This is a genomic window from Sorangium sp. So ce117, from assembly GCF_051524395.1.
Taxonomy (GTDB): domain Bacteria; phylum Myxococcota_A; class Polyangia; order Polyangiales; family Polyangiaceae; genus Sorangium; species Sorangium cellulosum_B.
In genome coordinates this window covers 3,347,284-3,371,516 of the sequence record NZ_CP150309.1, presented here as the reverse complement: position 1 = coordinate 3,371,516, position 24,233 = coordinate 3,347,284, and the positions used below count along the sequence as shown (strand labels likewise).

Here is a 24,233-nt window from a genome sequence, read left to right as displayed (position 1 = left end):
TACCCCCATGCGCTTGCTCACGCTCCCCACCCCCGAATCGACAACGGCGCCGACCGAGCGCGCCAAGGCGCTCCTCTTCGAGGACCCGAGATCGCAAGAGCTGCTACGCCGCGCGAGGCAGGTCGCAGCCGGCGACGCGGCCGCGGTCATCACCGGCGAGATCGGCACCGGCAAGGAGATCATCGCGCGGCACGTGCACGAGCTCAGCGCGCGCCGCGGCCGACCCTTCCTCGCCGTGAGCTGCGCGGCGCTGTCGCCCGCGCTCGCGGAGAGCGAGCTCTTCGGCCACGAGCAGGGGGCGTCCCCGAAGGCGCTCACCATGAAGCACGGCCTGCTCGAGGCCGCCGAGGGCGGCACGCTCTACCTCGACGAGATCGGGGATCTCCCGCTCGGCGTGCAGGTCAAGCTGCTGCGCGCGCTGGAGGACCGCGAGGTGGTCCGGCTCGGCTCAAGGACCCCGGTGCCTGTCGACGTGCGCATCATCGCGGCCACGAACGTCCCGCTGCACGACGTGGTCGCCGTCGGCGGGTTCCGTGAGGACCTGCTCTCCAGGCTGAGCGGCGCGGCGATCGCGGTCCCCGCCCTGCGCGAGCGGCCGGGCGACATCCTGCCGCTCGCGCGCTATTTCCTGGGCATGTACGGGCGCCGCCTGGGGCCCACGCCGTGCGTGCTCACGTCGTCCGCGGTGGACCGCCTGCTCGCGCACACGTGGCCGGGCAACATCCGCGAGCTCGAGAACGTCATTCACCAGGCGCTCCTCGTCTGCCGCGCGGGCCGCGTGACAGGGAAGGATCTGCGGTTCACGAGCCTCCGCCCGAAGGCGGCCGCGCTCGAGCCGCCGAACAGCATCGATGGGCTGATGGCCACGCTCGAGAACACCGTCGCCGCCCTCTTCGACGCCAACTTCCCGAACGTGCACGAGCGGGTCGAGGAGATCGTGATCCGCACCGCCTACCGCCGTTGCGACCGCAACCTGGCGCTGACGGCGGCGCGGCTCGGCGTCAGCCGCGATCTCGTGCGCGCGCGCCTCCTGCAGTCCGGCGAGATCGCGCAGCCCTCCACGCCGGAGCCCCCGGCCGCGCCGTCGAGGCCCGGCGACGCGCGAGCGGCGGCGACGGCACTCCCGATCTCCCTGCCCTGATGGACGCCGCCGCGTCCGTCCTCCCCGCCAGGAAAGCCCGCGCCTCACGCCAGCCCCACCAAGGTGCGATATAGAGCGACAAGCCCCCCTACGCCCCCGGTGCGAGCAAGCCTCGAGCGGCACGAGCCGATTGGGTGTCCTGCATAACAGGTGCACCGTTTGCGTGTCCTGCACAACAGATGCGCACGTGATTCGTGATCCAGCCTCGCAGAGCACGTCGGGTCGCTCTTTTCACGTTGGCGCGCAACGTGCGAGCCTGGGGATCGTGCAGGCCCGGACGGCAAGGCGAGGAGGGTGTTTGTATGAGCTCAATCCATCCCGGTGCGGCAACGAACGCAGTCGCAGCGTCCCTGGCGCGCCCCGCGGCGAGCGCCGGCGCGAGCGTTAATCCCGGCGCAGGGGCGCCGGAGCTCTCCGGAGGGGAGCTCGAGCCGCCACCCAGCGTTACGCGCGCGCTGGCCGCCACGGCGGAGTCGGAGGGCACCGAGCGCGCCGCGTCCTGGGAGCTCTGTACCGCGATGCTCGCGATCGCCACCGGCTGGCTCGCGTGGACGCTGCCGGAGCCGAGCGCCCGCGACGTGCTGCTCGTCGCGCTCTGCCTGGCGCTCGTCGCGATCGAGCGCCGCAGGGCCGGCGCGCACTTCAGAAAGGCGATCGCCGCGGCCGCGGGCGCGCGCGGCGCGACGGCGGGCGAGGCGACGCGCGCCGCCTGGCGGCTGGACGCGGCCTTCTGCGCGGCCCGCGGCGCGATACGCGACAGGCGCCGCTGAGCGAGCTCGCCCGCCGGAGAGGCCTCGCGCCGCCGGGATCACCGGCACATCACGAGCACGTCTCCCCTGGCCCTGACCCGCGCGCTCCTCCGGGCTCGGCGTCGAACGGCGAGCCGGCCTGTCCGCACCGCGCGCGCCATCCTCCCCCGACGTCGCGCTCGCGGAACTCGGGGCGCAGCTCGCTGCGCGCGTCGGCCGCGAGCAGCTCGCACGGATCGAAGTAGTGCGACGTCCGCGCCTGCGCGGCGATGGGCGGCAGCTCGCCAGAGAACTCCGGCACCCCGGGGCAGCGATGGTGCCAGAGGGCATAACGCTCCGGGACGTCGCCCAAGCAGAGCACTTCCTTTACGCCGCCGTTGCAGTTCGTGCTCACGACGAGCACCGGCGCCGGCAGCGGCGCGAAGCGGTGCACCCGGAGGACCACGTCGTGGTGGAACTCGCCCTGCTTCCAGTGGGCGAGGAGATCGAACTCGCCATGTCGATCCCGGATTTCTTGCAGCAACGACCCGAGATCCATCGCATCGGCGAGGGCTTGAACAGACGCATCGGCCATGGCGCGCGCTCCTTCGACGGTGAGCTGCCGTTGGTGTAGCACGGCGCCCGCGCGGCGCCGGGACGCGGAGATCTCCGTCGGTGGTGGAGAACTCGTGTCCTTGCACCGCACCAGCGAGCACGCCCGATGCGTCGCTCGCCGGGAGATCTTCACAGCGACATGGTCGAGTGAGGAGACTCGACACGAGGGGTCGTCACCGCCGACTCCCGCGCTTGCGCCCGAGCGACGCGCCGCGTATCGTCCGTTGCCTGAGAGCCCTCCGCGGCGGTGAAGGCGCGCGGGCCAGTCGAGCTCACGCCCGTGCAATCGTCCTGGCCTGTCTCCGTCGTCGCCCTGACACCGGCCTCTTGCGGGGCCGTCCTGTGGCGCGCGCAGGGCGCGGAGCGGCTCACGGTCGTGGTGAAGGCCACGTTTGCCCTCGTCCACGACAGGAGCGCCGAGCTCGCCGCCCCGTCGGGCCTGATCCGCGCCGATCGGCTCCGAGACGGCTGGGGCAGCCTGGAGGAGGCGAGCGAGACAGCCCCTTACCTGCCGTGCGCGGGGGTCCTCGTGCGCGGGCACGCGGCCGCGCCGGCGGGGACGACCGCCACGGCGCTCTCGGTGCGGGTCGCGCTCTTCCGCGAGGATCGCTGGGTCCTCGACAAGGTGCTCCACGTCTACGGCGACCGCACGCGAGAGGCCCCGGATCCGCGTCCGTTCGGCCTCATGCCGCTCGCGTACGAGCGCGCTTACGGCGGCCCCCACATCGACGCGAACCCGGTGGGCGTCGGCGCCGGGGCGGTGCTTCCGAACATCGTCGATCCGGCCGATCCCACGAGGCCCGCGGGCTTCGGGCCGGTCGCGGGGCACTGGGCCCCGAGGAGAGCCTTCCTCGCGCGGGATCAGGCGCCCGATCTCCCGGCTCCGGAGCTCGGGGGCAGCTTCGACTTCCGCTATTTCGTCGCCGCGCCCGCGGACCAGCAGATCGAGTTCCTCCGCGGCGACGAGTGGATCCTCCTGGAGGGGCTGCACCCGCACTGCCCGCGGATCCAGTCCTGCCTGCCTTCGGCCCGCGGGCTCGCGCGGCTCCACCGGCTCGGGCCTGGAGGCGACGACCACGGGCAGCCGATCGAGCTCGTCGCCGACACGCTGACCATCGATGCGGACCGCCTGCTCTGCTGGCTGATCTTCCGCGGGAACGTCGCGCTGCTGCCGGGCGACGAGCCGGCGCGGATGCGGGTTGTCGCCGGCGTCGAGATGGCAGGGCGCCCCGTCCTGTGGCCCCCGGCGGCGGAGGGCTCTCTCGCGATCGGGGCGCCGGAAGGCGCGCCCGCCGCCGGGGAGACGGCGCTCCCGGCGGGGCACTGGAGCGCCGTCACGCAGCGGGTCACGCCGCTGCTCTCGCCGCCTCCCCTGCCCGCCTCGCGGCCCCAGGAGGCGCACTGGAGCGTCGTCACGCAGCAGGTCGCGCCGCTGCTCGCGCCGTCTCCCCTGCCCTTCTCGCGGCCCCAGGAGGCGCACTGGAGCGGCGTCACACAGCAGGTCGCGCCGCTGCTCGCGCCGCCTCCCCTGCCCTTCCTGACGGCGCCGGAGCCGCCGCCGCGCCCGGCGCCTCTCCCGGGGTCGGTGCCGTTTGCGATGCCCTTCGCCCATGCCGGGCCCGAGGCCTCTCCTCCGGAGCCGCCGGCGCGCGTGCAGCCCCCGCTCGGCGGGCTCGACGAGGCGACCCTCGTGGTCGACCTGCCCCCCGTGGTGGACCCGCCCCCCATGGTGGACCCGCCCCCCATGGTCGACCTGCCCCCCGTGGTGGACCCGCCGCCGCCAACCGCGCCCGACGAGGCCGCCGCCGTGGCGGAGCAGCCGCCTCCGCCGGAGCTGCCGCCTCCTCCGGCCGCCGCGTCGCCCGAGCCGGAGCCGGAGGCTCGCGGCCTGCGCGCGGCGGTGCTCGCCCGCCTGAGGAGTGGCCAGCCGCTCTACGACCTCGATCTCGCGGGCGCCGATCTCGAGGGGATCGACTGGAGCGGCGCCTCGCTCGAGCGCGTCAACCTCGCCGGCGCTGGGCTCGCCCGGTGCAACTTCGCGTCCGCGCGCCTCGCCCGGGCAAACCTGAGCGGCGCGGATCTCACCGGCGCGAGCTTCCAGGCGGCCGACCTGACGCGCGCCGATCTCTCCCGCGCCACGCTCGACCGCGCGGCGCTCTCGTCGGCGATCCTCACGAGCGCGGACCTCACCTCGGCCAGAGGCTCGCACGCGCGCTTCGACGGCGCGGCGCTCGACGGCGCCGACCTGCGGCAGGCGCGCCTGATCGAGGCGGTCTTCGACCGGGCGAGCCTCACCGACGTCAACGGGAGCAAGGCGGACATCTCGCGATCGAGCTTCGCGAACGCCAACCTCGCCGGCGCCATCCTCCGCGCGGCGAAGCTCAAGGAAGCGAGGCTCCCCTGCGCCAACGTCGATGGCGCCGATCTGCGCGAAGCGGATCTCACGGGCGCCAACCTCTACGGCGTCACGCTCGCAAACGCGAAGTCGAGCGGCGCGATCTTGCGCGACATCGTCGAGACCCCACCGCCCGAACCCGAAGAGGAGTTTAACGTTTCTTTACAAGGTTGACGCCCAGGCTCTCTTTTGCCTAACTCCACAGGACGGGCCGCCTAGGTATGTTCAAGGCGGATTGATTCACCTCCTCGCGCCAGGAAGAGACACCACCATGAGCGACCTCATCAACTTCTCTTCAAGCATCCTGGAGGGCCCGGCGCGCGTCGTCGGATTTCGCGGCGTGGAGGCGATCTCGCGCCCGTACAGGTTCGAGATCTTCCTGTCCATCCCGAGCGAAGGGGACGATGACACGGACTTTGCGGAGATGGTCGGGGCCAAGGCGCGGCTCTCGATCGATCGCCAGTCCGACACGACCCCGCCCTGCGTGTTCGCCGGCGTGCTCGCCGGCGTCGATCTCCTGCACGAGTTCGGCGGGCGCGCGCTGCTGCGCGCGGTGCTGGTGCCGCGGCTCTGGGGGCTCACCCTGTCGAAGCACAGCCGCATCTTCACGAAGAAGAGCGTGCCCGAAGTGATCAGGCTCGTGCTCGAGGAGAACGGCATCACGGGCGGCGACGTCGAGCTCAACCTCGGCAGCTACGAGGCCGAGGAGCACATCTGCCAGTACCGCGAGAGCGACTTTGATTTCATCTCGCGCTGGATGGAGCGGGAGGGGATCTTTTATTATTTCGAACACACCGAGGACGGAGAGAAGCTCGTCCTCTGCGACGACAAGAGCTACCCGGCCGAGGTGCTCGGCGCGCCGGTCCGCTACCACCCGCAGACCGGCGAGGACCGGAGCGCCTCCGGCTCGTTCCGCACCTTCTCCTGCCAGCACGGGGCGCTGCCGTCGCGGGTGAAGCTCAAGGACTACGACTATGTCCGGCCGCAGTTCCCCCTCACCGGCGCGGCCCCGGTGTCCCAGTACGGCACCGGGGAGATCAGCCTCCACGGCGAGCGCTTCTTCAGCGCCGACGCCGGCAAGCGGCTGGCCCAGCTGCGCGCCGAGGAGTACCTCGCCCGGGAGGCGGTCTACCGGGCCGCCGGCGCGCGGCTCCACCTGCGCTCGGGGACCACGTTCGAGCTCGAGGACCACCCGCGCGCGCGGTTCAACGCGAAGTACCTCGCTGTCGAGCTGCGCCACCACGGCAACCAGTCCGCCGGGCACGACGACTTCGCGGAGCTCACCGGGCTCGAGCACGAGGAGGCCTATTTCGTCGAGGTCTCGGCCATCCCGGCGGCGACGCAGTTCCGCGCGGAGTCGCGGACGGCGTGGCCGCGCATCTACGGTTACGAGAACGGCACGGTCGACGGCTCCGCGTCGAGCGAGTACGCGCAGATCGACGACCACGGGCGCTACCTGGTGAAGCTCAAGTTCGACGAGGCGAGCCCGCGCGACGGCAGCGGGTCCACGTACGTGCGCATGATGCAGCCGCACGGCGGCGGCGTCGAAGGGTTCCACTTCCCGCTGCGGCGGGGGACCGAGGTCGTGCTGAGCTTCCTCGGCGGCGATCCGGATCGGCCCGTGATCTCGGGCGTCGTGCCCAACGTGCTCACGCCGAGCCCGGTGACGAGCGGCAACCACACGAAGAACGTCATCCAGACCGGCGGCAGGAACCGCCTGGAGCTGGAGGATCAGGCCGGGGCGCAGCGCATCACGCTGTCGACGCCTTACTCGAACACGTACCTGCGGATGGGCGCCCCCAACGACAGCCACGAGCTCATCGCCAAGACCGACGCCAACAGCGTGTGGGACTCAGGGAGCAACTTCGACGTGAACGTCGGCAAGCAGGGCGGCGGCAACTGGTCGGTCAACGTCCGCGACCACGTCACGATGGATATCGAGGCGGGCAACTACAAGGCGAAGGCGAACGCGGGGGGAATGGAGTTCTACGCGGCGCAGAAGGTGACCTGGGAGAACGCCGGCGAGGGCAAGGCCATCCGGGGAGACAAGACCGATTTGATCTGGGGCAACCAAACCCTGCTGCGCATGGGCGAGTTCCTGGTCTGGACCGGCGGATCGGTGACCACGGCGACATACGGCGACAGCACGACCTACACGGTCGGCAACGTGAAGTCGGTGAACTACTCCAACTCAGAGGAGATCAAGCAGGGCAATTTCAAGAGCGTCGTCCACGGGAACACGACCGACGAGAAGATGGGCACGTTCGAGTCGCACACGTTCGGCACGACGAAGGATTTCAAGCACAGCGACGCCACGACGATCACGGACGGCAGCACGTACGATCACAAGAAGGGCACCTTCACGACGCTCACGCAAGGGGCGACCGTGGACGCCAAGCTGTCGGGGGCCCTCGAGTTCACGGTCGGGACCAAGCTGTCGATGTCGTGCGCCGCCAACGCGGAGGTCGTCATGGGGGTCAAGATGACAGCGAACCTCGCGGCCGCGCTGACCCTCAACATGGGTCCGACGGTGACCATCAAGAACGGTCCGGAGCTGGCCCTCCAGAACATCAAATTCGAGGCCGAGACGGTCAGGATCAGGAACGGGGTCTTCACGCTGAAGAACGTCGCCGCCCACATCAACAGGAGCGGCATCTACATGGTCACCTGAAGCCCGGGTGAGCCGCGCCGCGCGCTCACCCACGCTCGCCGGCGGGGCGCCGGCGCCCACCCGCCCCGAGGTCCTCGCCAGGCGCTCCGGCCATAACCCACGATTCGAGCCACATGCGCGTCATCAAGCCCCTTCGCCTCTCGGTCCTCCAGCGCGTGCTCACGATCCGGCGCAGCCACCACCTGAGCGTCGGGCTCGCCATGTTCTTCCCGCTCGACGCCCCGGAGGTGCCGCTGCCCGAGGTCTCGATGTGGCAGCGGGTGATGCCGTCGCTCGGCAAGGACGCCCTCCTGGACGAGGGCATGCCCAAGCCGCGGGGCGAGGTCCTCGTCTTCGGCCAGGCGTTCTCGCCCGGGGGGGAGCCCCGGCCCGCGTTCGCCGCGGGCGTGACGGTCGGCCCGGCCGACAAGCCGCTCGTCGACAAGTCGATCGCCGTGGTCGGCAAGCGGCGGTGGCACCACGGCGCGCCGACCGAGCCGGAGCCGATCACCGAGATGCCGCTCGTGTGGGAGAACGCCTTTGGCGGCCCCGACTACCCGCTGAACCCGAAGGGGATGGGGCTCGCGCCGGTCGACGAGGAGGGGGCCAAGGTGCACTACCTGCCGCACCTCGAGGACCCGAAGCGCCTCCTCAAGTCGCCGGGCGACAGGCCGCCTCCCGCGTGCTTCGGGGCGCTCGATCCGACGCTCGCCTCGCGGATCGCCAAGCTCGGCACGTACGGGCCCGAGTGGCTGCAGCACGATTTCCCCGGGTTCGCGCGGGATCTCGACCCCGAGTACTTCCAGGTGGCCCCGGAGGACCAGCGCCTGCCGGATTACTTCCAGGGAGGCGAGCCGATCGGCCTCAAGCACCTCCACCCGACGCGGCCGCAGCTCGGGACCCACGTGCCGAGGATCCGCGCCCGGTGCTTCGTACGGAAGCGCGGCGGGGCGGACGCCGACGCGAAGGCGGACGGGGAGGAGAGCCTCCGGGAGGTCGCGACACGCCTGGAGACGGTGCTCCTGTTCCCCGACCTGGAGCGCGGCGTCGCGATCTTCCGCGGCGTCGTCCCGGTCGCGGAGGACGACGCCGACGACGTGCGGCTGCTCGTCGCCGGCCTGGAGCGGGCCGACGCGCCGAGGCCGGTCGAGCACTACCGCGCCGTGGTGGAGAAGCGGCTCGACAAGGACAAGGGGCACCTCCACGCCCTGAACGACAAGGACCTCCTCCCCGAGCCCGACCCCGACGCCCCGTCGTTCCCGGACGAGGTGATCAGCGACATGGACGAGCTCATCCGGCGCGAAGGGGCGATGGAGCGGCGGTCGTTCACGCGGGCGCAGCGCGAGCTCGACAACGCGCGGCTCGCCCTGCGGTTGCTCGGGATGAACCCGGACGAAAGGCTCCCGCGGGAGATCCAGCGGCCGGCGGAGCCGAGGCCCGACGAGCTCGCGGAGCTCTCGGGGCGGATGGAGCGCGAGGCCGCGGAGCTCCAGGAGGGGTCCGAGGCGCAGCGCAAGGATGCCGAGGCGGAGGCGCGGAAGCTCTGCGCGGAGCAGGGGATCGACTTCGACGCGCTGCTCGCGAAGGGCAAGCGCGAGGGGGGCGGCCCGCCGAAGTTCAGCGCCGACGAGGAGCTGGCCCGCCTGCGCGAGCTCGCCGGGGCGGGGCGCAAGGCGGGCGCGCCGCTCGACGACCTGGAGGCGAGGCTCGCCGACCCGGCGTTCGTCGCGAGCCTCCGCGCGACCGAGGAGGGCGTGCGCGCGACGTACCGCGCCTTCGCCCACCTCCTCCCGCCGGGCGAGCCCGCGGACCAGGGCACGAAATCCGGGCTGCGCGCCGAGGTCGAGCGGGCGCTCGCCGCCGGCGAGTCGCTCGCCCGGCGCGATCTGACCGGCGCCGACCTGCACGAGCTCAGCCTCGCGGGCGCCGATCTGCGCGAGGCGCTCCTCGAGGGCGCGGACCTGTCGGCTTGCGAGCTCGGCGGGGCCGATCTGTCGGACGCGGTGTTGACGCGCGCGCGGCTCGAGAAAGCGCGGCTCGGGAAGGCCACGCTCCGCGGGGCGAACCTCGGCGAGGTGCGCGCCTCGGGCGCGAGCTTCGACGGGGCCGACCTCCGCAAGGCGGTCCTCCACAAGGCGTGGCTCGAGGGGGCGCAGCTCTCCGGGGCCTACCTCGCCGAGGCCGATCTCCTGGAGGCCAGGGTCGCCGGCGCGGACTTCAGCGGCGCCCTGGCAGACGACGTCCTCTTCTTCAAGCTCGACCTCGCGGGCGCGCGGTTCACCGGGGCGAGCCTGCGCAGGGCGACGTTCTTCCAGTGCGCCGGGGCCGGCGCGGACTTCGGCGAGGCGGCGCTCGAGGACGCGGCCTTCGTCGACTTCAAGGGCGAGAAGGCCTCGTTCCGGAAGGCGAGCGCCGCGGCCCTGCGCGTGGTCTCCGCCTCCGCGCTGCCGGGCGCGGACTTCTCCGGCGCCGAGCTCGCGCGGGCGAACCTGCGCGGGGTCGACCTGGAGGGCGCTGTCTTCGAGGGCGCCTCGGCCGACAACGCGGATTTCAGCGAGGCGAACCTCCGCAACGCGCGCCTCGGGCAGCTCGGCGGCAAGGGCGCCCGGTTCATGCGAGCCGACCTGACCGAGGCGGATCTGACCGGCGCGAACCTGATGGACGCCCTGCTGCAGAAGGCGAAGGTGTCCGGCGCCCGCTTCGAGAAGGCGAACCTCTTCCGCGCGAACCTGCTCGACGCGAAGGGCGATCAGCGGACCACGTTCTCCGACGCGCACATCAAGAACGTCGTGTTCACGGGGCAGAGCCAATGACGCGCGACGAGCTGCTCGCGAGGGTGGACGAGGGCGAGGTCGTCGCCGGGGAGGACCTGTCGGGGCTCGACCTGTCGGGGCTCGACCTGTCGGGCGTCGTCTTCGAGAAGACGAGCTTCCGCGGCGCCCAGCTGAAGGGCGCGAAGATCAGCGAGTCGATGTTCAACGGCTGCGACCTCTCGGGCGCCGACCTGTCCGGCGCGCGGGCCCGCCACGCCGTGTGGACGAAGTGCACGCTCCTCCAAGCGCGCCTCGACGGCTGCGACCTCGTCTCCGCGAACTTCGCCGAGTGCGACGTGTCGCGCGCGAGCTTCGACCGCGCAAACCTCACGATCGGCAGCATGGCGAAGGGGCGCGCCGACGAGGTGAGCTTCCGCGAGGCCAACCTGGACCGCTTCTCGCTCGTGGAGACGGAGGCGGCGCGCCTCGCGCTCGACGGGGCGAAGCTCAGGCAGGCCTGCCTCATCAAGGCGGACCTGTCCGCCGCGAGCCTGCGCGGCGCGACGATGCACCTCACCGTGCTGATCCGGGCGAGCCTCCGCGGGCAGGACCTGTCGGGCATGGACCTGACGCTGGCGCAGCTCGTCGACGCCGACCTCGCCGGCTGCGACCTGCGGGGCGCGCGGCTCGTCCAGACGAACTTCAAGGGCGCGGACCTCACCGCGGCGAAGCTCGACGGCGCGGACGCCGAGCGCGGCCTCTTCATCGGCGCGCGGCTCGCCGGCGTGTCGGCCGCCGGCCTCAAGGCGCGGCAGGCGATCTTCTCCGAGGCCGACCTCGAGGCCGCGGACCTCGCCGGCGCCGACCTCTACCAGGCCATCTTCCACCGGGCGGTCTGCCCGCTCGCGAGCTTCCGCGACGCGGACCTGACCTACGCCGATTTCTCGCACGCGAGCGTCGAGAAGGCGGACCTTTCCGATGCGAAGCTGTTCCGCGCCCGCTTCCACCAGACGCGCGACGCGGGCGCGACCTTCACGAGCCGGTCCGCCGCGCTCGGCGACGACCCGGAGCTGCTCGAAGCCGAGCGCTGGACGCCCTGAGGGGATGCCCCTCCCGACAGCAGGAGAGAGACGATGCGAGACAATCTGGCGAGACAACGGGTGGAGACCTTCGCGATCCAGGAGATCGGCACGGTGATCGGCGCGATGGACCGGTCGTTCCAGGTGCGCGTCGGGTCGGGCGACTACGCGGCGAAGCGCGCGGTGAGCTGCCTTGTCGAGCCGGAGCTCGGCGACCGGGTGCTCGTCGCGCTGCACGACGCGGGGTGCCACGTGCTCGCGGTGCTCGACCGCGAGGGCGAGGCGCCGACGCGCCTCGTGGCCGAGGGGGACCTGGAGCTGAGCGCCCCGGCCGGGCGCGTCACGGTCACCGCGGGCGAGGGCGTGCGCCTCGTCACGCCGGCCGAGGCCGCGGTGGCCGCGGGCAAGGTGCGCGTCGCCGCGGGCGAGGGCTCGCTCGCCGTCGGGGCGATGACGTACGTGGGCGAGCGGCTCGTCGCGCAGGTCGACCGCGTGAAGACGGTCGCGCGGTCGGTCGAGTCGATCGCGGACCGCTGGGTGCAGCGGCTCGACCGGGCGTACAGGTTCATCGCCGAGTCGGAGCAGGTGCGGACGCAGTATTACGAGGTCACCGCGAAGGCCGCGGTGAACATCAAGGCGCAGGCGACGCTCGTCTCGAGCGGCGAGCTGACCAAAATCGACGGTGGGCAGATCCACCTCGGCTGACAGGAGGCCCCGATGTTCGCGAACACGCAGATGGGAGGCTTGGCGCTGGGCGGGCCTGACGTGTGCCTGACGCCGCCGGCGCACTTGCCGGTGCCTTATCCCAACCTGTCGGCGCAGCCGATGGGGGTGCCGGCGGCTTATAACGTGCTGTTCATGTGCGCGCCGGCGCACAACATGATCACCCAGGTGCCGCTGACGAACGGCGACAACCCCGGCCTGGAGACGGGCGTCGTCTCGCACACGGTGATGGGCCCCTCGCGGCACATCACCGCGGCGTTCACCGTGCTCGTGGGCAGCGCGCCCGCCACGCGGATGACGAGCATCACGCTGCAGAACACGGTCAACTCCCCCGGGGTCAGCCTCGTCCCGAGCCAGGTCAAGGTGCTCCTCCTCGCCCCGTAGGCCGCTCGTGAAGGAACACAACCGGCTCCGCATCGAGCGCCTCGCGGCCCGCTATGCGCGGCGCCTCGATGAGGCGCGCGCCCCCGCGGAGGCGGATTTCCTCCGCGAGTTCGACGACCTGCGCGAGCGCCTGCTCCGCCCTCCGATGGAGGAGTTCGCCGCCGAGCTCCGCAAGGCGGGGCACGCGCCGCGCATCGTGCTCGACGAGGGGCACGACACGCCGAGCGTCGAGCTCGCCCTCGGCCTGCGCGAGGCCAAGGCGAGCCGCAACGTGGTCGGCTTCTGCGTCATCCGCTGGGCCGGCCACCCGCTCCAGATCCTCGCCTACCTCGAGGTCAACCCCACGCCGTTCGATCTGGAGCGGTTCGCCCGCGCCGCCGACGTCGGGCCCGAGCGCGTCGAGCAGCTCCTCGTCGAGGCGATCGAGCACATCATGGTCTGCAACGCGCCCTGAGCGCCGGCGGCGCCTGGCCGCTCGCTCGGCGACAAGGGCGGGTCTCGGGGGTATGCTCCGCCGATGAGTACCATTGAGCTCAGCGCGGAGAATTTCGAGAAGACGGTCGAGTCGAACGGCATCGTCCTCGTCGACTGGTGGGCGCCCTGGTGCGGCCCCTGCCGTGTCTTCGGGCCCGTCTTCGAGAAGGCCTCCGAGAAGCACGCGGACATCGTGTTCGGGAAGATCAACACGGACGACCAGAAGGACCTGGCGCAGGCCTTCAACATCCGCTCCATCCCGACGCTCTTCATCTTCCGCGAGAAGGTCCTCCTGTTCGCGGAGGCGGGCTCGCTGCCCGCTTCGGCGCTCGATCAGGTGATCGAGAAGGTGCGCTCGCTCGACATGGACGAGGTGCGCGCGAAGATCGCCGAGGACGAAGCGAAGGAGGCCGCCGGCGGAGGCGACGCCGGCGAAGGCCCCTGAGGAGAACGCTGCCCGCAGGGGCGGCGCCGACGCCGGCGCCTCGATCCCCGTGGCGCCCTGGTCGATGGCCTCGTTGACGCTGGGGGGCGCCCGCGCGGCCGTTCCAGGCTGAGTCCCCGGCGCCGTCGTCCACGTCCGGTCAGGACGGGGACGCGGGAGCCATCGGTGTGACTCGATGTCGTCGATGTTCATTTTGATCGACCCAGAAGCGTCTCCCCGCCACGTTGTACCTCCCGTCACATCCGCCATGCGGCGCCGAGAGCGCGCTGAAGGGGCGATGAGGCAGCGGAGGAAACCATGTCTATCGGTGAAGTGACTGGCGAGCCGAGCGGCGGTCGCTGGGTCATCCCGCTCTGCTGGGCGGCCGTTCTGCTGGACGGATTCGATCTCGTGGTGCTCGGCACGGTGCTGCCGGTGCTGCTCCAGCTCGAGGTGTGGGACCTCGACCCGGACGGCGCGGCGATGCTGTCGACGGTCGGTCTCATCGGAATGGCGATCGGCGCGATGACCATTGGCACCGTCACCGACGTCATCGGCAGGCGCAAGGCGCTGCTCCTGGCCGTCCTTGAGTTCTCCCTCTTCACGCTCCTGTGCGCGTTCGCGCCGTCCGCGTTCGTGTTCGGGCTCTTCCGCTTCCTCGCCGGCCTCGGGCTAGGCGGCTGCCTGCCGACGGCGATCGCGCTGGTGACCGAGCACGCGCGCGCCGGCAAACGCGGCAGCGCGACGACCACGATCATGACCGGGTACCACGTCGGCGCCGTGTTGACGGCGCTGCTCGGCATCGTCGTCATCAGGCCGCTGGGGTGGCGCGCGATGTTCGTCATCGGCGCGGCGCCCGCGCTGGTCGTGATCCCGCTCATGCTCCGCTACCTGCCGGAATCCGGATCGTTCCTCGAGGTGGCGCGGCCGCGCCGGTCGCTGCGCCACGTTCTAGGCCCGGTCGCCTCGCTGTTCCGGCCCGGCCTGATGCGCCCGACGCTGGCGTTCTGGGTGACCTCGTTCATGGGCCTGCTGCTCATCTACGGCCTCAACACGTGGCTGCCGGCGATGATGCGGCAGGCCGGATACGAGCTCGGCGCGGCGTTGAGCATGCTGCTGACGCTCAATGTGGGCGCGGTGATCGGCCTGGTGCTCGCCGGCCACGTGGCGGACTGGCTCGGCGTGCGCCCGTCCGTCATCGGCTGGTTCAGCGCCGCCGCGGTGTTCCTTGCGCTGCTCAGCGTCCGACTCCCCGGCGCCGGCGTCTATGGGGCCGTGCTGCTCGCCGGCTGCTTCGTCTTCAGCGCGCAGGCCCTGGTGTACGCCTATGTTGGACGCGTCTACCTGGACGGCAGCAGGGCGACCGGGCTTGGCTGGACGGCCGGCGTCGGGCGACTCGGCGCCATCTGCGGTCCGATCGTCGGTGGCACGCTGCTGGACGCCGGGGTGGCGTACCCGTGGGGCTTTTATGCCTTCGCCATCGTAGGGGCGCTCGCCGCCATCGCGGCCGCCGCCGTGGGACGGGCGAGCCCGCGACGGGAGCCCACGGGCGCGAGCCTGCCTGCGCCCACGAAGTGCTGAGTCGAGCGAGAATCGAACTCGCTCTGTCCTTGGCGCCTCATTCACTCTCGATCAACGCGATCGAGGCTCTCGCCTAGACGGTGGTCTTGTCGGCGCGATGCTCGGTGGCCCCAGGGATGGCGGGCAGCCACGGCACGCGGTGCGCCGTCCAGAGCTGGAAAGACGGCGGGGGCAGGTCGCCCGGCCGGTCCATGGTGCCGAGGAAGATATCGAGCTCCCGCGCGCCATCGCGGCGCCAGAAGAGCGACGAGCCGCAGGTCGAGCAGAACTGGCGGACAGCGAAGCTGGACGACCGATACGTCGCAGGCGAGCCGGAGAGCAGCTCGAACTGCTCGTCGGGATAGGTGGCAAACGCCGGCATGGGCGCGCCGGACTGGCGCCGGCACTGGCTGCAGTAGCAGATGTTGACGCTCACCGGCGCGCCGCGCGCACGGTAGCGGATCGCGCCGCACAAACAGCCGCCGGTGTGGTGAGCCTCGGACATGGCCATCGCCTCCTGGTTCCTGGAGTTCGCGATCGCCAGCCTGGCCTCTCGCGGCACGCGCGGCAACCGGCGCACGCCCCCGGCGCGGCGCAGGCATCAGGCGGAGGCCCGGAGCGGCCGGCACAGCCCATAACCCAGCACGCAACCGAGGCCATACAGCGCGAAGTCCGCGGGATCGAATCCGCCGTTCGCGCCGAGCAGAAGCCGCCCCGGGGTGGTGCTGCGCGCGGCCCACAGCCACGGCGCCTGGCTCAGCTGGAGCAGCTCGATCGCGCACGTCGCGGCGAAGACCGCGAGCGCCAGCCGGTGCGTGCGCGCGGAGATCCACACCATCTGCGCCGCGGCGATCCACACGACCTCGTAGAGCACCGCGCCGGCGCTGTTGCGCAACCAGACCGGACCGCCGTGGAACCGGGTGATCAGGCCGACAGGGACGACCGCCACGATGATCAGGGCCAGCGCGACGCGCTTGCGAGCGGCTTCCGCCATGCGGAGAGCCTACAGCGGTCTCCGCCCCCTCTGCACCCAGCAGAGCGCCAGCAGAGCGCCAGCAGAACGCCAGCAGAGCGGCGGTCACCCGCACAGGAGACGGGCCCAGATCGGCGTTTTCGGCGCGCAAGCGCACTCCGGTGCGCTGAGCACCGAAAACGCCGAGATGGGCCCGTATCCGAAGCGGGTGACCGTCGCTCTAGCGCGCAGGGCGGAGGGCGAGGGGCGCGGTGCCGGTGAGCAGCCCCGCCGCGAGGGCGACCACGCCGCCGAAGCCGACGCAGGCGCAGCCGAGCGCGCCCGTCAGGGCGGCGACGCCGCACGCCGAGGCCCAGGACGCCCCGAGCCGCTCCGACCGGCGCAGCACCCGCGAGAGCAGCACGCCGGCAGCGACCCCGCCCGCCAGGCAGGCAGGGACGCAGATGGATACGCACCCTTCCGGGGTGCACAGGTGACCGTAAATGCGCGCCGCGTGCGCCGCTGCGAAGGGCACGAGCCCCGCCGCGACGCCGGGGAGCACGCCTCGCCCGAGCTGCTGCCCGCGCCACGAGAGCAGCGCCGCCGCGACGTAGAGCGCCGCGCCGAGGATCGCGGTGGTGACCGGGCGGTCGCTCATCAGCGTCGCCACGAGCGCCACGGCGATCGTCGGCGCCGCTGCCCAGGCGGCCCTCCTCGCCCTCCCCCGCTCGTACGCGCGATAGGCCCTCTCCTTCAGGCTCAGGCCCGCAAGCGCCTCACGTTCCATAGATCCTCCTCCACGCCTCCCGCAGGCGCGCAAACGCGCGCTCGCGGCGCTTGCGCAGCGCCGCGCTCGACACCGACGGATCGCGATCGACCTCCAGCAGGGTCGCCCTCAGCGTCTCGCGATCCGCCTCGGCCAGCGTGCCGAGCACCTCGCGCGCCGCGTTGTCCAGATCCCGGGCGATCGCGGCTTCCTCCGGCGTGGGCGCGTCGGCCGCGATCGACGGGACATGCTCGTCCGGCGCCTCCCTCGACCGGGACCGCCGCCGCCGCGTCGTGCGGCACTCCCACGTCGCGATGGCGAGCGCCCAGGTCAGCGCGTCCCCGTCGGGATCGAACGAGCTGGCGCGGTCGAACACCTTGAGCAGCGCCTGCTGGGCCGCGTCCTCCGCGTCCGCGCCGCCCCCGAGCATGCGGCGGCAGAACGCGCCGATCGCCGGCCAGAGGGCGGCGTAGACAGGCTCGAACGCCGCGCGATCGCCGTCGGCGAGGCGTCTCATCGACGCGTTGAGCAGCGATCGCGCGCGCGGTTCCAAGGGCGCTGGGTGCTCAGCCGCAGGGGCAGTCGGGGCACGGGCAATCGGCGCACGGACAGCCGCCCGTGAGCTGCGTCCCAGCATAGGCCACCGCCGGGATTCCGAGGACGGCCGCGATCAGGGTCACCTTGAGCCAACGACGCATGGGATCTCTCCTTGTCTTCTCTGACCGGCTGTCCTCGCCGGCCTTCCTTGGCTCTAGGCGCGAGCGGGGCGAGCGTGACACCCGCGGCGATCGAAATCCGGCGGCCAGGCGCCATCGCTGCAGATCGCCGCACGAGCGACGACCTCTTCTCCGCTCGCCGCGCGAGCGCCTTCGTCCAGACGGGCGCGTCGTTCCGCCGGCCGGGCTCGACGTGCTAGGGTCCCGTGCCTATGTCTGGCCGCTCGTGGTTCGCTGCCCTCGGCGCCCTCTGGCTCGGGTGCACGCCGTCGCGGCATGACGCCGGCTCGCGCGCAGACGCGGCCGGGAGCGCGGGCGTGGCGGTCGCGGAGCCCTCGCCCTCCAGCGCGCCCTCCGCGCGCGCCAGCGCGCCGGAGCCGCCGCCCGAGGCGCTGGCGGCCTCGGCCCCGGCCGCGCCGGTCCCGGAGGTGGAGGCGGCGCGGGCGCGATCCGCGCGCGTGTACTCCAAGGGCCGCGAGGTGTGGATCCGGTCCGCGCCGCGGCCCAAGGCCCAGTGGATCGGCATGCTCTCGATCGGCGGCTCGGTCCGCCTGAAGAGCGTCGAGCCCATCCGCGGCGCCGGCGGCTGCCCGGCGTTCTACGCGGTGGAGCCGCGCGGTTACGTGTGCGTCGACGGCGAGCGCGCCACCCTGGACACCGCCGATCCCGTGCGCCAGGCGCTGATCCCCCATGCCCCGCGCGCCGATCTGCCGCTCCCGTACCGCTACGGCGAGTCGCTCGGCCTCAAGCGCCGCCTCCGCGTGGACGGCATCGACGCGCCGGCGTGGCCCGAGGGGCTGCACGATCTGCGGCACATGCAGGTCCGCCCGCGCTCGTCGGTCGCCTGGACCGAGGAGGTCGAGGCCGGCGGGGCGACCTGGCTCTGGGCGTCGGATCTGACGTTCATACCGAAGGACAAGGTCAAGCCCTACGAGCCCGCCACCTTCGAGGGGGTGTACCTCGGCGCCGAGGCGCGCCTGCCGATGGCCTTCTTTCGCCGCAAGGCGCGCCCGAAGTACCGCCTCACGGAGGGAGGCCCGCCCGCGAAGACGGACGCCGTGTGGGAGCGCCTCGCCCGGGTCGGGCTGACGGGCCGATCGAAGCGGGTCGGCGAGCTGACGTATCTCGAGACCCGGGACGACGGGCACTGGGTGCTCGAGCGCGACGCGGTGGTCGTCCAGCCGCGGAGGGCGCGGAACCCGTGGGGCCGCCCGATCCGGCTCGGCGGGGAGCCTCCCTCGGCGCCGGCGGACGGGCGCAGGAACACGTGGGTCGAGATCGCCGCCCTCGACGGCTGGCTCATCGCGTACGAGGACGACCGCCCCGTGTTCGCGACGCTGATCTCGGCCGGGCGCAACGGGGCCGAGGAGCCGGAGAAGGCCGAGCCGTTCGTGCCGCCGTCCACGACCCCGCTCGGCCAGTACAGCATCGGCCGCAAATGGGTGACGAAGACGCTCATCACGCCCCACGTCGACGCGGACGACTGGATCGAGGCGGAGGTGCCGTGGAGCCAGCACTTCTTCAGCAAGTACCTCCTCCACGCGGCCTACTGGCACGACCGCTGGGGAGAAGGGCAGAGCGGCGGGTGCGTGAACCTCTCGCCGGTCGACGCGAAATGGCTCTTCCACTGGACCGAGCCCGCCGTGCCCGATGAGTGGTACGCGGTCCAGGCCACGCGCGACGACCCGTCCACGCGCGTCGTGATCCATCGCTGAGCCGCCGCCGCCCGGCGCGGGGGAGCGCGTGCGGGAGCGCGCCCGCGCCTCGCGCGCGCCTGCCGGAAGCCGCTATTTCGCCGGCGCGCTGGCCGCCTCGGCGCGCTCGCCCCCCTCGCCCGCCGCGGCCATGCGCCGCATGCAGAGCTTGAGTCCGGCGCGGAGGTTGCCGACGGTCGTGACGCCGGAGAGGTCGAGTCCGAGCGCGATCATCGTCTGCGCCACGTTCGCCCGGATCCCCGTGATGATCCCCTCCGCGCCGAGGAGCCGGATGGCCTTGATCATCTCGATGAGGTACCCGGCCGTCCGCGTGTCGACAGCGTCGACGCCGGTGAGATCGAGGATCGCGTACCGCGCGTCCTTGCTCACGATCGCCGAGAGCAGGTTGTCCATCGCCTCGGAGATCCTCAGGCTGTCGACAACGCCCACCATGGGGAGGGTCAGCACCTTGTCCCAGACCTCGATGATGGGCGTCGAGAGATCGCGGATGACCTCCTGCTGCGTCTCGATGAGCTCGATCTTCGCCCGGAGCTCCTGCTCACGTCGCTTCGCCGCGGAGCCGTCCAGGCTGAGGGTGATCATGCCGTCGGGCTCCCCGTTCCCGCCGCGCACGGGGATGTGCCATGTCTCCCAGGCGGCGCCGTACGCCTCGTAGATGTTGTATGCGCCTTTGCCCGCGAGCGCCTGCCGGCTCGTCTCCAGCGCCTCCGGGTCATTCGCGAAGAGATCGAGCACGTTCGCGCCGAGGAACTGCCCCGGCTTCACGCCGGCGGCCTCGAGCCCCCTGCCGTCGTGGAACGTGAAGACCCCGTGGCGGTCGTACCTGCACACGGTGATCGGAATGTGGTCGAGGATCGCGCGGAGGAGCAGCTGCGCCTCACGGAGCTTCGCCTCGAGCTCCTCCCTCGTCTCCGCTCCCACGGTGCCCGACTCCGCGTCCCCCTTCATGGGAGCCTTCTACCGCGCACGCGCGCTGGCCGTCGAGGGGCTGTCGGCCGGTCGATGACGTTTCCACCGCGCCGAGGAGCCGAGCTCCGCGGCGCTGGTTGACATGGTGTCCGATCGACACCAAGATTCGTGTGCAAATTACACGGAGGGTTGAATGTCGGTCTCCTACGAGCACCCGCGGCCGGCGCTGACGGTGGATTGTGTCGTGTTCGGCCTCGACGAGGAGGATCTCAAGGTCCTCCTCATCCGGCGGGAGCTCGAGCCGTTCCGCGGCAGGTGGGCGCTCCCGGGCGGGTTCGTGCGCGTCGACGAGGCGCTCGACGACGCCGCGCGGCGGGAGCTCGCGGAGGAGACGGGGCTCTCGGGGGTGTTCCTGGAGCAGCTCTACACGTTCGGCGCCCTTGGGCGGGATCCGCGCGAGCGCGTGGTCTCGGTCGCGTACTACGCGCTTGTGAAGCTCCGGGATCACCGCGTCAAGGCAGCGACCGACGCGCGCGAGGCGGCGTGGTTCGCGGTGGACGACACCCCGGCGCTCGCCTTCGATCACGACGAGATCCTCCCGGTCGCGCTGGAGCGGCTCAAGGGCAAGGTGCGATACAGGCCGCTCGGGTTCGAGCTCCTGCCGCCGAAGTTCACGCTGTCGCAGCTCCAGCGCCTCTACGAGGCGATCCTCGAGCGCCCGCTCGACAAGCGCAATTTCCGGAAGAAGGCGCTCGGCACCGGGCTGCTCGTGGAGCTCGACGAGGTCGAGCAGGACGTCGCGCACCGCGCGGCGCGGCTCTACCGGTTCGACCGTCGGAAGTACGAGCGGCTCGAGAAGGACGGCTTCAGCTTCGAGATCTGACGCGGAGCGCGGGCTCGTCTGTCGGCGATCGCGCTGTCCTCGTCAAGGCAGCTCGCAGACGTAGGGCAGCGCGACGTCGCAGGGCATGTCGTTCCAGGCACCGCCGGCCCAGTCCGCCAGCTCCGCGCAGTTCTCTCCGTCTCCGGCGTTGTTCGGTCGACGCTGCGGTGGCCGTCTCCTCCAGGAAGCGCGGCCGGAACGCCGGCGCCCGGGTTGACAACGTGTACGACGAACACTAAGCTTGGTGTGCAAGATACACGAACGCTCGGGCGCTCGCCGGGCGCGGGCGCTGACGGTCGGCGTTGACCGCCGCGCGGACGGTGGAGCTCCGGCGCCGGGAAGGACCGCGCGCCCCGGCCTCCGTCTGCCCGGGTCCGGCCGCAGCGCGCCCTCGCCGGGCGCAGAAGGGAACTCCATGCTTCGCGACGTCGCTTTCTTGGCTGACATGGGAGGGGGCTCGGCCTTCGAGGTCGCCGGAGGGACGGTGCTCGGGACCGATCACCTCGTCGCGGGGCGGCCCAACCAGGACGCCTATGCCTTCCGGGCCGAGGGCGGCTCTCTCGTCGCGGTGGTCTGCGACGGCTGCGGCAGCGGCGCGCGCAGCGAGGTGGGCGCGGCGCTCGGGGCGCGGATCGTGACCGAGCAGGTGCTCGGCGCGCTCCGGCGCGGCGGAGACCTCGATTCGCCCGCGACGTGGGAAGAGGTGCGGCGCGGGGCGCTCGCGCCGCTCCGCGACGTGGCCGCCGGGATGGGCGGCAGCTTCACCGAGGTCGTGTCGACCTTCTTCCTCTTCACCGTCGTCGGCCTCGCGATCTCCGGCGACAGGGCGTGCGCGTTCTCCCTCGGCGACGGGCTCATCGCGCTCGGCGACGAGCTCCTGCGGCTCGGCCCCTTCCCGAGGGACGAGCCCCCGTACCTCGCGTATGGCCTGCTCGATCGGCCGCCCGGCGGCGAGGCGCCGCGCTTCACCGTGCACCGCGCCTTCCCGTCGAGCGCGCTCCGGACTGCCCTGCTCGGGACCGACGGCGCGATCGATCTGCTGGAGTCGTCGTCACGGCAGATCCCGGGGGGCGGCGAGGTCGGCCCGCTGTCGAGGTTCTGGGAAGACGACCGGTATTTCCGGAACCCCGACGCGGTGAGGCGGCGGCTCGCGCTCATCAACCGATCGGTGACGCGGCCCGTGTGGAAGGAAGAGCGGATGGAGCGCGAGGGCGGGCTGCTCCGAGACGACACGACGGTGGTCGTCGTGCGGAGGGCGCAGGGCGCCCGCGATTGAGGCGCGGCCCTGCGCGGGATCGCAGGAGTCGCGGAGGGAAACGACAGGGCGTCTGCGCTTGATTGCGCTTGATTGCGCTTGATTGCGCTTGATTGCGCTTGATTCGGTTCGATTGCGTCCGGAGGAGGCGACTGTGGACGTTTATGTTGGTTCAAAGCGGGTTCGGCTCGACCCTCGGGCCTCGATCGGCAAAGGCGGGGAGGCGGACGTGTTCGACCTCGGAGACGGCCGCGCGCTCAAGGTCTGGAAGACGCCCGATCACCCGGATTACGCCGGGCAGGACGCCGAGCAGCGCGCCGCCGAGGTGCGCATCGAGCGCCACCAGGACAAGCTGCGCGCGTTCCCGCCGGCGCTGCCCGATCAGGTGATCGCGCCCCTCGAGCTCGCGACCGATAAAACCAGGAAGCGCGTCGTGGGCTACGCCATGCGCCTCGTGCGCGGCGCGGAGCCGCTCCTGCGCTACGGCGAGCCGTCGATGCGCCACGGCGGGCTCTCGTCGGCCGCGGTGTCCGAGGTGCTCGCGCGGCTCCACCGGGCGGTCGCGGCGATCCACGACCGGGGCGTCGTGATCGGCGACTTCAACGATCTCAACGTGCTCGTCGCCGGCGGCGAGGTGTTCGTCATCGACGCCGACAGCTTCCAGTTCGGCCCGTACCTCTGCCAGGTGTTCACCGAGCGCTTCGTGGATCCGCTGCTCTGCGACCCTTCGCTCCCCCGGCCGCTCCTGTCGAGGCCGTATTCGCAGGACTCCGACTGGTACGCGTTCTCTGTGATGGTCATGCAGAGCCTGCTCTGCGTGGGGCCTTATGGCGGCGTCTTCCGGCCGCGGTCCGCGTCGGCGCGGGTGCCCGAGAGCGCGAGGCCGCTCCGCCGCATCACCGTGTTCGACCGCGAGGTGCGGTATCCGAAGCCGGCCATCCCGTACCGCGTCCTGCCGGACGATCTCCTGGACGCGCTCTACCGCGTCTTCGTCGAGGACCGGCGCGGCGTGTTCCCGCGCCGGCTGCTCGACGCGCTCGCCTGGACGAGGTGCCCTTCGTGCGGCGTCGAGCACGCGCGCCCTGCCTGCCAGGCCTGCGCGGGCGCAGCGCCGGCCGTCGTGAAGGAGTCGACGGTCGTCCACGGCGAGGTGCTGGCGACGCGGATCCTGAGCACGCGCGGGGTGATCCTGGCCGCGGCCCTCGGCCCGGGCGGGCTCTCGTACCTCGTGAACGAGGGCGGCCGCTTCCTGCGCGAGGACCGGTCCGTCGTGATGTCCGGCGCGCCGCACCCCGCGACGCGCTTCGCGGTGCACGGCAAAGCCACGTTGATCGGCCGGGGCGGCGATCTCGTGGTGCTCTCGCCGGGGGCCGCGCCCGAGCGGATCCAGGTGGACTGCGTCGGGACGAGGCCCATCTTCGACGTCAACGCGCGCGCCCGCTACTGGACGCGCGGCGGGCAGCTCCTGCGCAGCGGGAAGCCGGGCGCCGCCGCGCTCTCGGGCGAGGCGGACGCCGTGCCGATGGGCGAGGTGCTCGCCGGGCAAACGCTGTTCTGGGTGGGTCCCACCTTCGGGCTCGGCTTCTACCGCGCCGGGAACGTCTCGATAGCGTTCGTCTTCGACGCCGATCGGCCCGGCCTCAAGGACACGGTCAAGCTGCCTTTCCCGGGCGGCAAGCTCACCGCGGCGACCTGCGTCTTCGACGCCGGCCCGAGCTCGTCGTCGAACGACGGCCGCGGGCGCCCCCGCGCCGGGCGCGCATGGCTGTTCCTCGCCGCCGAGCAAGCCGGCCGGACCGTGCACCGGTGCGTCGTCGTGCGCGAGGACGGCGCGGTCGAGGCGGTCGCCGACGGCGACGGGGAAGGCGGCTCGTGGCTCGGCGCGCTGACCGGCAAGTGCGCGGCTTCCGGGTTCCTGCTCTCGGCGACCGACAGCGGCGTCGTCCGCGTCGAGGTCCGCGGGGGCGCGCTCGTGGAGACGCGGCAGTTCCCGGGCACCGAGCCGTTCGTCACCCAGGCTTCCCGGCTGCTCGTCGGCCCAGAGGGCCTGTTCGTCGTCGACGCACAGGCGATCACCTTGCTTCGTATCTCGTGAATCCACGCTGAGCTGA

General features: G+C 72.0%; 23 protein-coding genes. 15 read left to right on the top strand and 8 right to left on the bottom strand.

Translation table 11 applies throughout. The annotated features are described in order from the left end of the window. Positions 1-7 precede the first annotated feature (7 nt). Positions 8-1,141, top strand: coding sequence for a sigma 54-interacting transcriptional regulator (locus WMF46_RS12805; protein ID WP_437985875.1), 1,134 nt, complete (start codon positions 8-10; stop codon positions 1,139-1,141). A gap of 302 nt (positions 1,142-1,443) precedes the next feature. Further along, complete coding sequence (locus WMF46_RS12800; protein ID WP_437985874.1) at positions 1,444-1,911, top strand: hypothetical protein; 468 nt, start codon at positions 1,444-1,446, stop codon at positions 1,909-1,911. A gap of 49 nt (positions 1,912-1,960) precedes the next feature. On the opposite strand, the gene WMF46_RS12795 is transcribed toward WMF46_RS12800, so the two are convergent. After that, on the bottom strand, positions 1,961-2,464 hold the full coding sequence (locus WMF46_RS12795) for a hypothetical protein (RefSeq protein WP_437985873.1): 504 nt from the start codon (positions 2,462-2,464) through the stop codon (positions 1,961-1,963). A gap of 300 nt (positions 2,465-2,764) precedes the next feature. Here WMF46_RS12795 and WMF46_RS12790 point away from each other — a divergent pair, with 300 nt between their 5' ends. The 9 genes from WMF46_RS12790 (at position 2,765) to WMF46_RS12750 (ending at position 14,947) form a co-directional block, all read left to right on the top strand. Further along, positions 2,765-5,053 (top strand): DUF2169 family type VI secretion system accessory protein, encoded by a 2,289-nt coding sequence (locus WMF46_RS12790; RefSeq protein ID WP_437985872.1) that lies wholly within the window; start codon positions 2,765-2,767, stop codon positions 5,051-5,053. A gap of 97 nt (positions 5,054-5,150) precedes the next feature. After that, on the top strand, positions 5,151-7,550 hold the full coding sequence (locus WMF46_RS12785) for a type VI secretion system Vgr family protein (protein WP_437985871.1): 2,400 nt from the start codon (positions 5,151-5,153) through the stop codon (positions 7,548-7,550). Positions 7,551-7,663: 113 nt separating this feature from the next. After that, positions 7,664-10,342: a DUF2169 family type VI secretion system accessory protein gene (locus tag WMF46_RS12780; RefSeq protein WP_437985870.1), complete on the top strand. Its 2,679-nt coding sequence runs from the start codon at positions 7,664-7,666 to the stop codon at positions 10,340-10,342. Further along, on the top strand, positions 10,339-11,382 hold the full coding sequence (locus WMF46_RS12775) for a pentapeptide repeat-containing protein (RefSeq protein ID WP_437985869.1): 1,044 nt from the start codon (positions 10,339-10,341) through the stop codon (positions 11,380-11,382). The genes WMF46_RS12780 and WMF46_RS12775 overlap by 4 nt, the downstream gene beginning before the upstream one ends. Positions 11,383-11,415: 33 nt before the next feature. Continuing rightward, complete coding sequence (locus tag WMF46_RS12770; RefSeq protein ID WP_437985868.1) at positions 11,416-12,066, top strand: DUF3540 domain-containing protein; 651 nt, start codon at positions 11,416-11,418, stop codon at positions 12,064-12,066. 12 nt (positions 12,067-12,078) lie between these two features. Continuing rightward, positions 12,079-12,468, top strand: coding sequence for a DUF4150 domain-containing protein (locus tag WMF46_RS12765; protein WP_437985867.1), 390 nt, complete (start codon positions 12,079-12,081; stop codon positions 12,466-12,468). Positions 12,469-12,475: 7 nt separating this feature from the next. Then, the gene (locus WMF46_RS12760) at positions 12,476-12,922 is read left to right on the top strand and encodes a hypothetical protein (protein ID WP_437985866.1); all 447 of its coding nucleotides are present in this window, start codon (positions 12,476-12,478) and stop codon (positions 12,920-12,922) included. A 63-nt stretch (positions 12,923-12,985) separates the two neighbouring features. Beyond that, a complete protein-coding gene (gene trxA, locus WMF46_RS12755) occupies positions 12,986-13,387 on the top strand; it encodes a thioredoxin (RefSeq protein WP_437552168.1) in 402 nt (133 codons plus the stop codon). A 297-nt stretch (positions 13,388-13,684) separates the two neighbouring features. Beyond that, the gene (locus tag WMF46_RS12750) at positions 13,685-14,947 is read left to right on the top strand and encodes an MFS transporter (RefSeq protein ID WP_437985865.1); all 1,263 of its coding nucleotides are present in this window, start codon (positions 13,685-13,687) and stop codon (positions 14,945-14,947) included. A 73-nt stretch (positions 14,948-15,020) separates the two neighbouring features. On the opposite strand, the gene WMF46_RS12745 is transcribed toward WMF46_RS12750, so the two are convergent. From WMF46_RS12745 to WMF46_RS12725, 5 genes are all read right to left on the bottom strand, one after another. Further along, entirely contained in the window at positions 15,021-15,431 is a 411-nt protein-coding gene (locus tag WMF46_RS12745; RefSeq protein WP_437908736.1) for a GFA family protein, read from the bottom strand. A 96-nt stretch (positions 15,432-15,527) separates the two neighbouring features. Further along, positions 15,528-15,920 (bottom strand): DUF2809 domain-containing protein, encoded by a 393-nt coding sequence (locus WMF46_RS12740; RefSeq protein WP_437985864.1) that lies wholly within the window; start codon positions 15,918-15,920, stop codon positions 15,528-15,530. A gap of 199 nt (positions 15,921-16,119) precedes the next feature. Next, positions 16,120-16,665 (bottom strand): hypothetical protein, encoded by a 546-nt coding sequence (locus tag WMF46_RS12735; protein WP_437717317.1) that lies wholly within the window; start codon positions 16,663-16,665, stop codon positions 16,120-16,122. After that, positions 16,655-17,161 (bottom strand): RNA polymerase sigma factor, encoded by a 507-nt coding sequence (locus WMF46_RS12730; RefSeq protein WP_437985863.1) that lies wholly within the window; start codon positions 17,159-17,161, stop codon positions 16,655-16,657. Before WMF46_RS12730 ends, WMF46_RS12735 begins: the two co-directional genes overlap by 11 nt. Before the next feature lie 49 nt (positions 17,162-17,210). Beyond that, entirely contained in the window at positions 17,211-17,342 is a 132-nt protein-coding gene (locus tag WMF46_RS12725) for a hypothetical protein (protein ID WP_269454239.1), read from the bottom strand. Positions 17,343-17,572: 230 nt separating this feature from the next. On the opposite strand from WMF46_RS12725, the gene WMF46_RS12720 reads away from it, so the two are divergent. Continuing rightward, the gene (locus WMF46_RS12720; protein ID WP_437985862.1) at positions 17,573-19,075 is read left to right on the top strand and encodes a L,D-transpeptidase; all 1,503 of its coding nucleotides are present in this window, start codon (positions 17,573-17,575) and stop codon (positions 19,073-19,075) included. 72 nt (positions 19,076-19,147) lie between these two features. Here WMF46_RS12720 and WMF46_RS12715 read toward each other — a convergent pair whose 3' ends face one another. After that, complete coding sequence (locus tag WMF46_RS12715; protein ID WP_437985861.1) at positions 19,148-20,023, bottom strand: STAS domain-containing protein; 876 nt, start codon at positions 20,021-20,023, stop codon at positions 19,148-19,150. 154 nt (positions 20,024-20,177) lie between these two features. Here WMF46_RS12715 and WMF46_RS12710 point away from each other — a divergent pair, with 154 nt between their 5' ends. Then, a complete protein-coding gene (locus tag WMF46_RS12710) occupies positions 20,178-20,867 on the top strand; it encodes an NUDIX hydrolase (protein WP_437985860.1) in 690 nt (229 codons plus the stop codon). A 42-nt stretch (positions 20,868-20,909) separates the two neighbouring features. Here WMF46_RS12710 and WMF46_RS12705 read toward each other — a convergent pair whose 3' ends face one another. After that, entirely contained in the window at positions 20,910-21,284 is a 375-nt protein-coding gene (locus WMF46_RS12705) for a lectin-like protein (RefSeq protein WP_437985859.1), read from the bottom strand. Here WMF46_RS12705 and WMF46_RS12700 point away from each other — a divergent pair. Together WMF46_RS12700 and WMF46_RS12695 are read left to right on the top strand one after the other, a co-directional pair. Then, a complete protein-coding gene (locus tag WMF46_RS12700; protein WP_437985858.1) occupies positions 21,283-22,143 on the top strand; it encodes a protein phosphatase 2C domain-containing protein in 861 nt (286 codons plus the stop codon). The two genes, WMF46_RS12705 and WMF46_RS12700, sit on opposite strands and share 2 nt — an antisense overlap. Positions 22,144-22,276: 133 nt before the next feature. After that, entirely contained in the window at positions 22,277-24,217 is a 1,941-nt protein-coding gene (locus WMF46_RS12695; RefSeq protein WP_437985857.1) for a hypothetical protein, read from the top strand. Positions 24,218-24,233 lie beyond the last annotated feature (16 nt).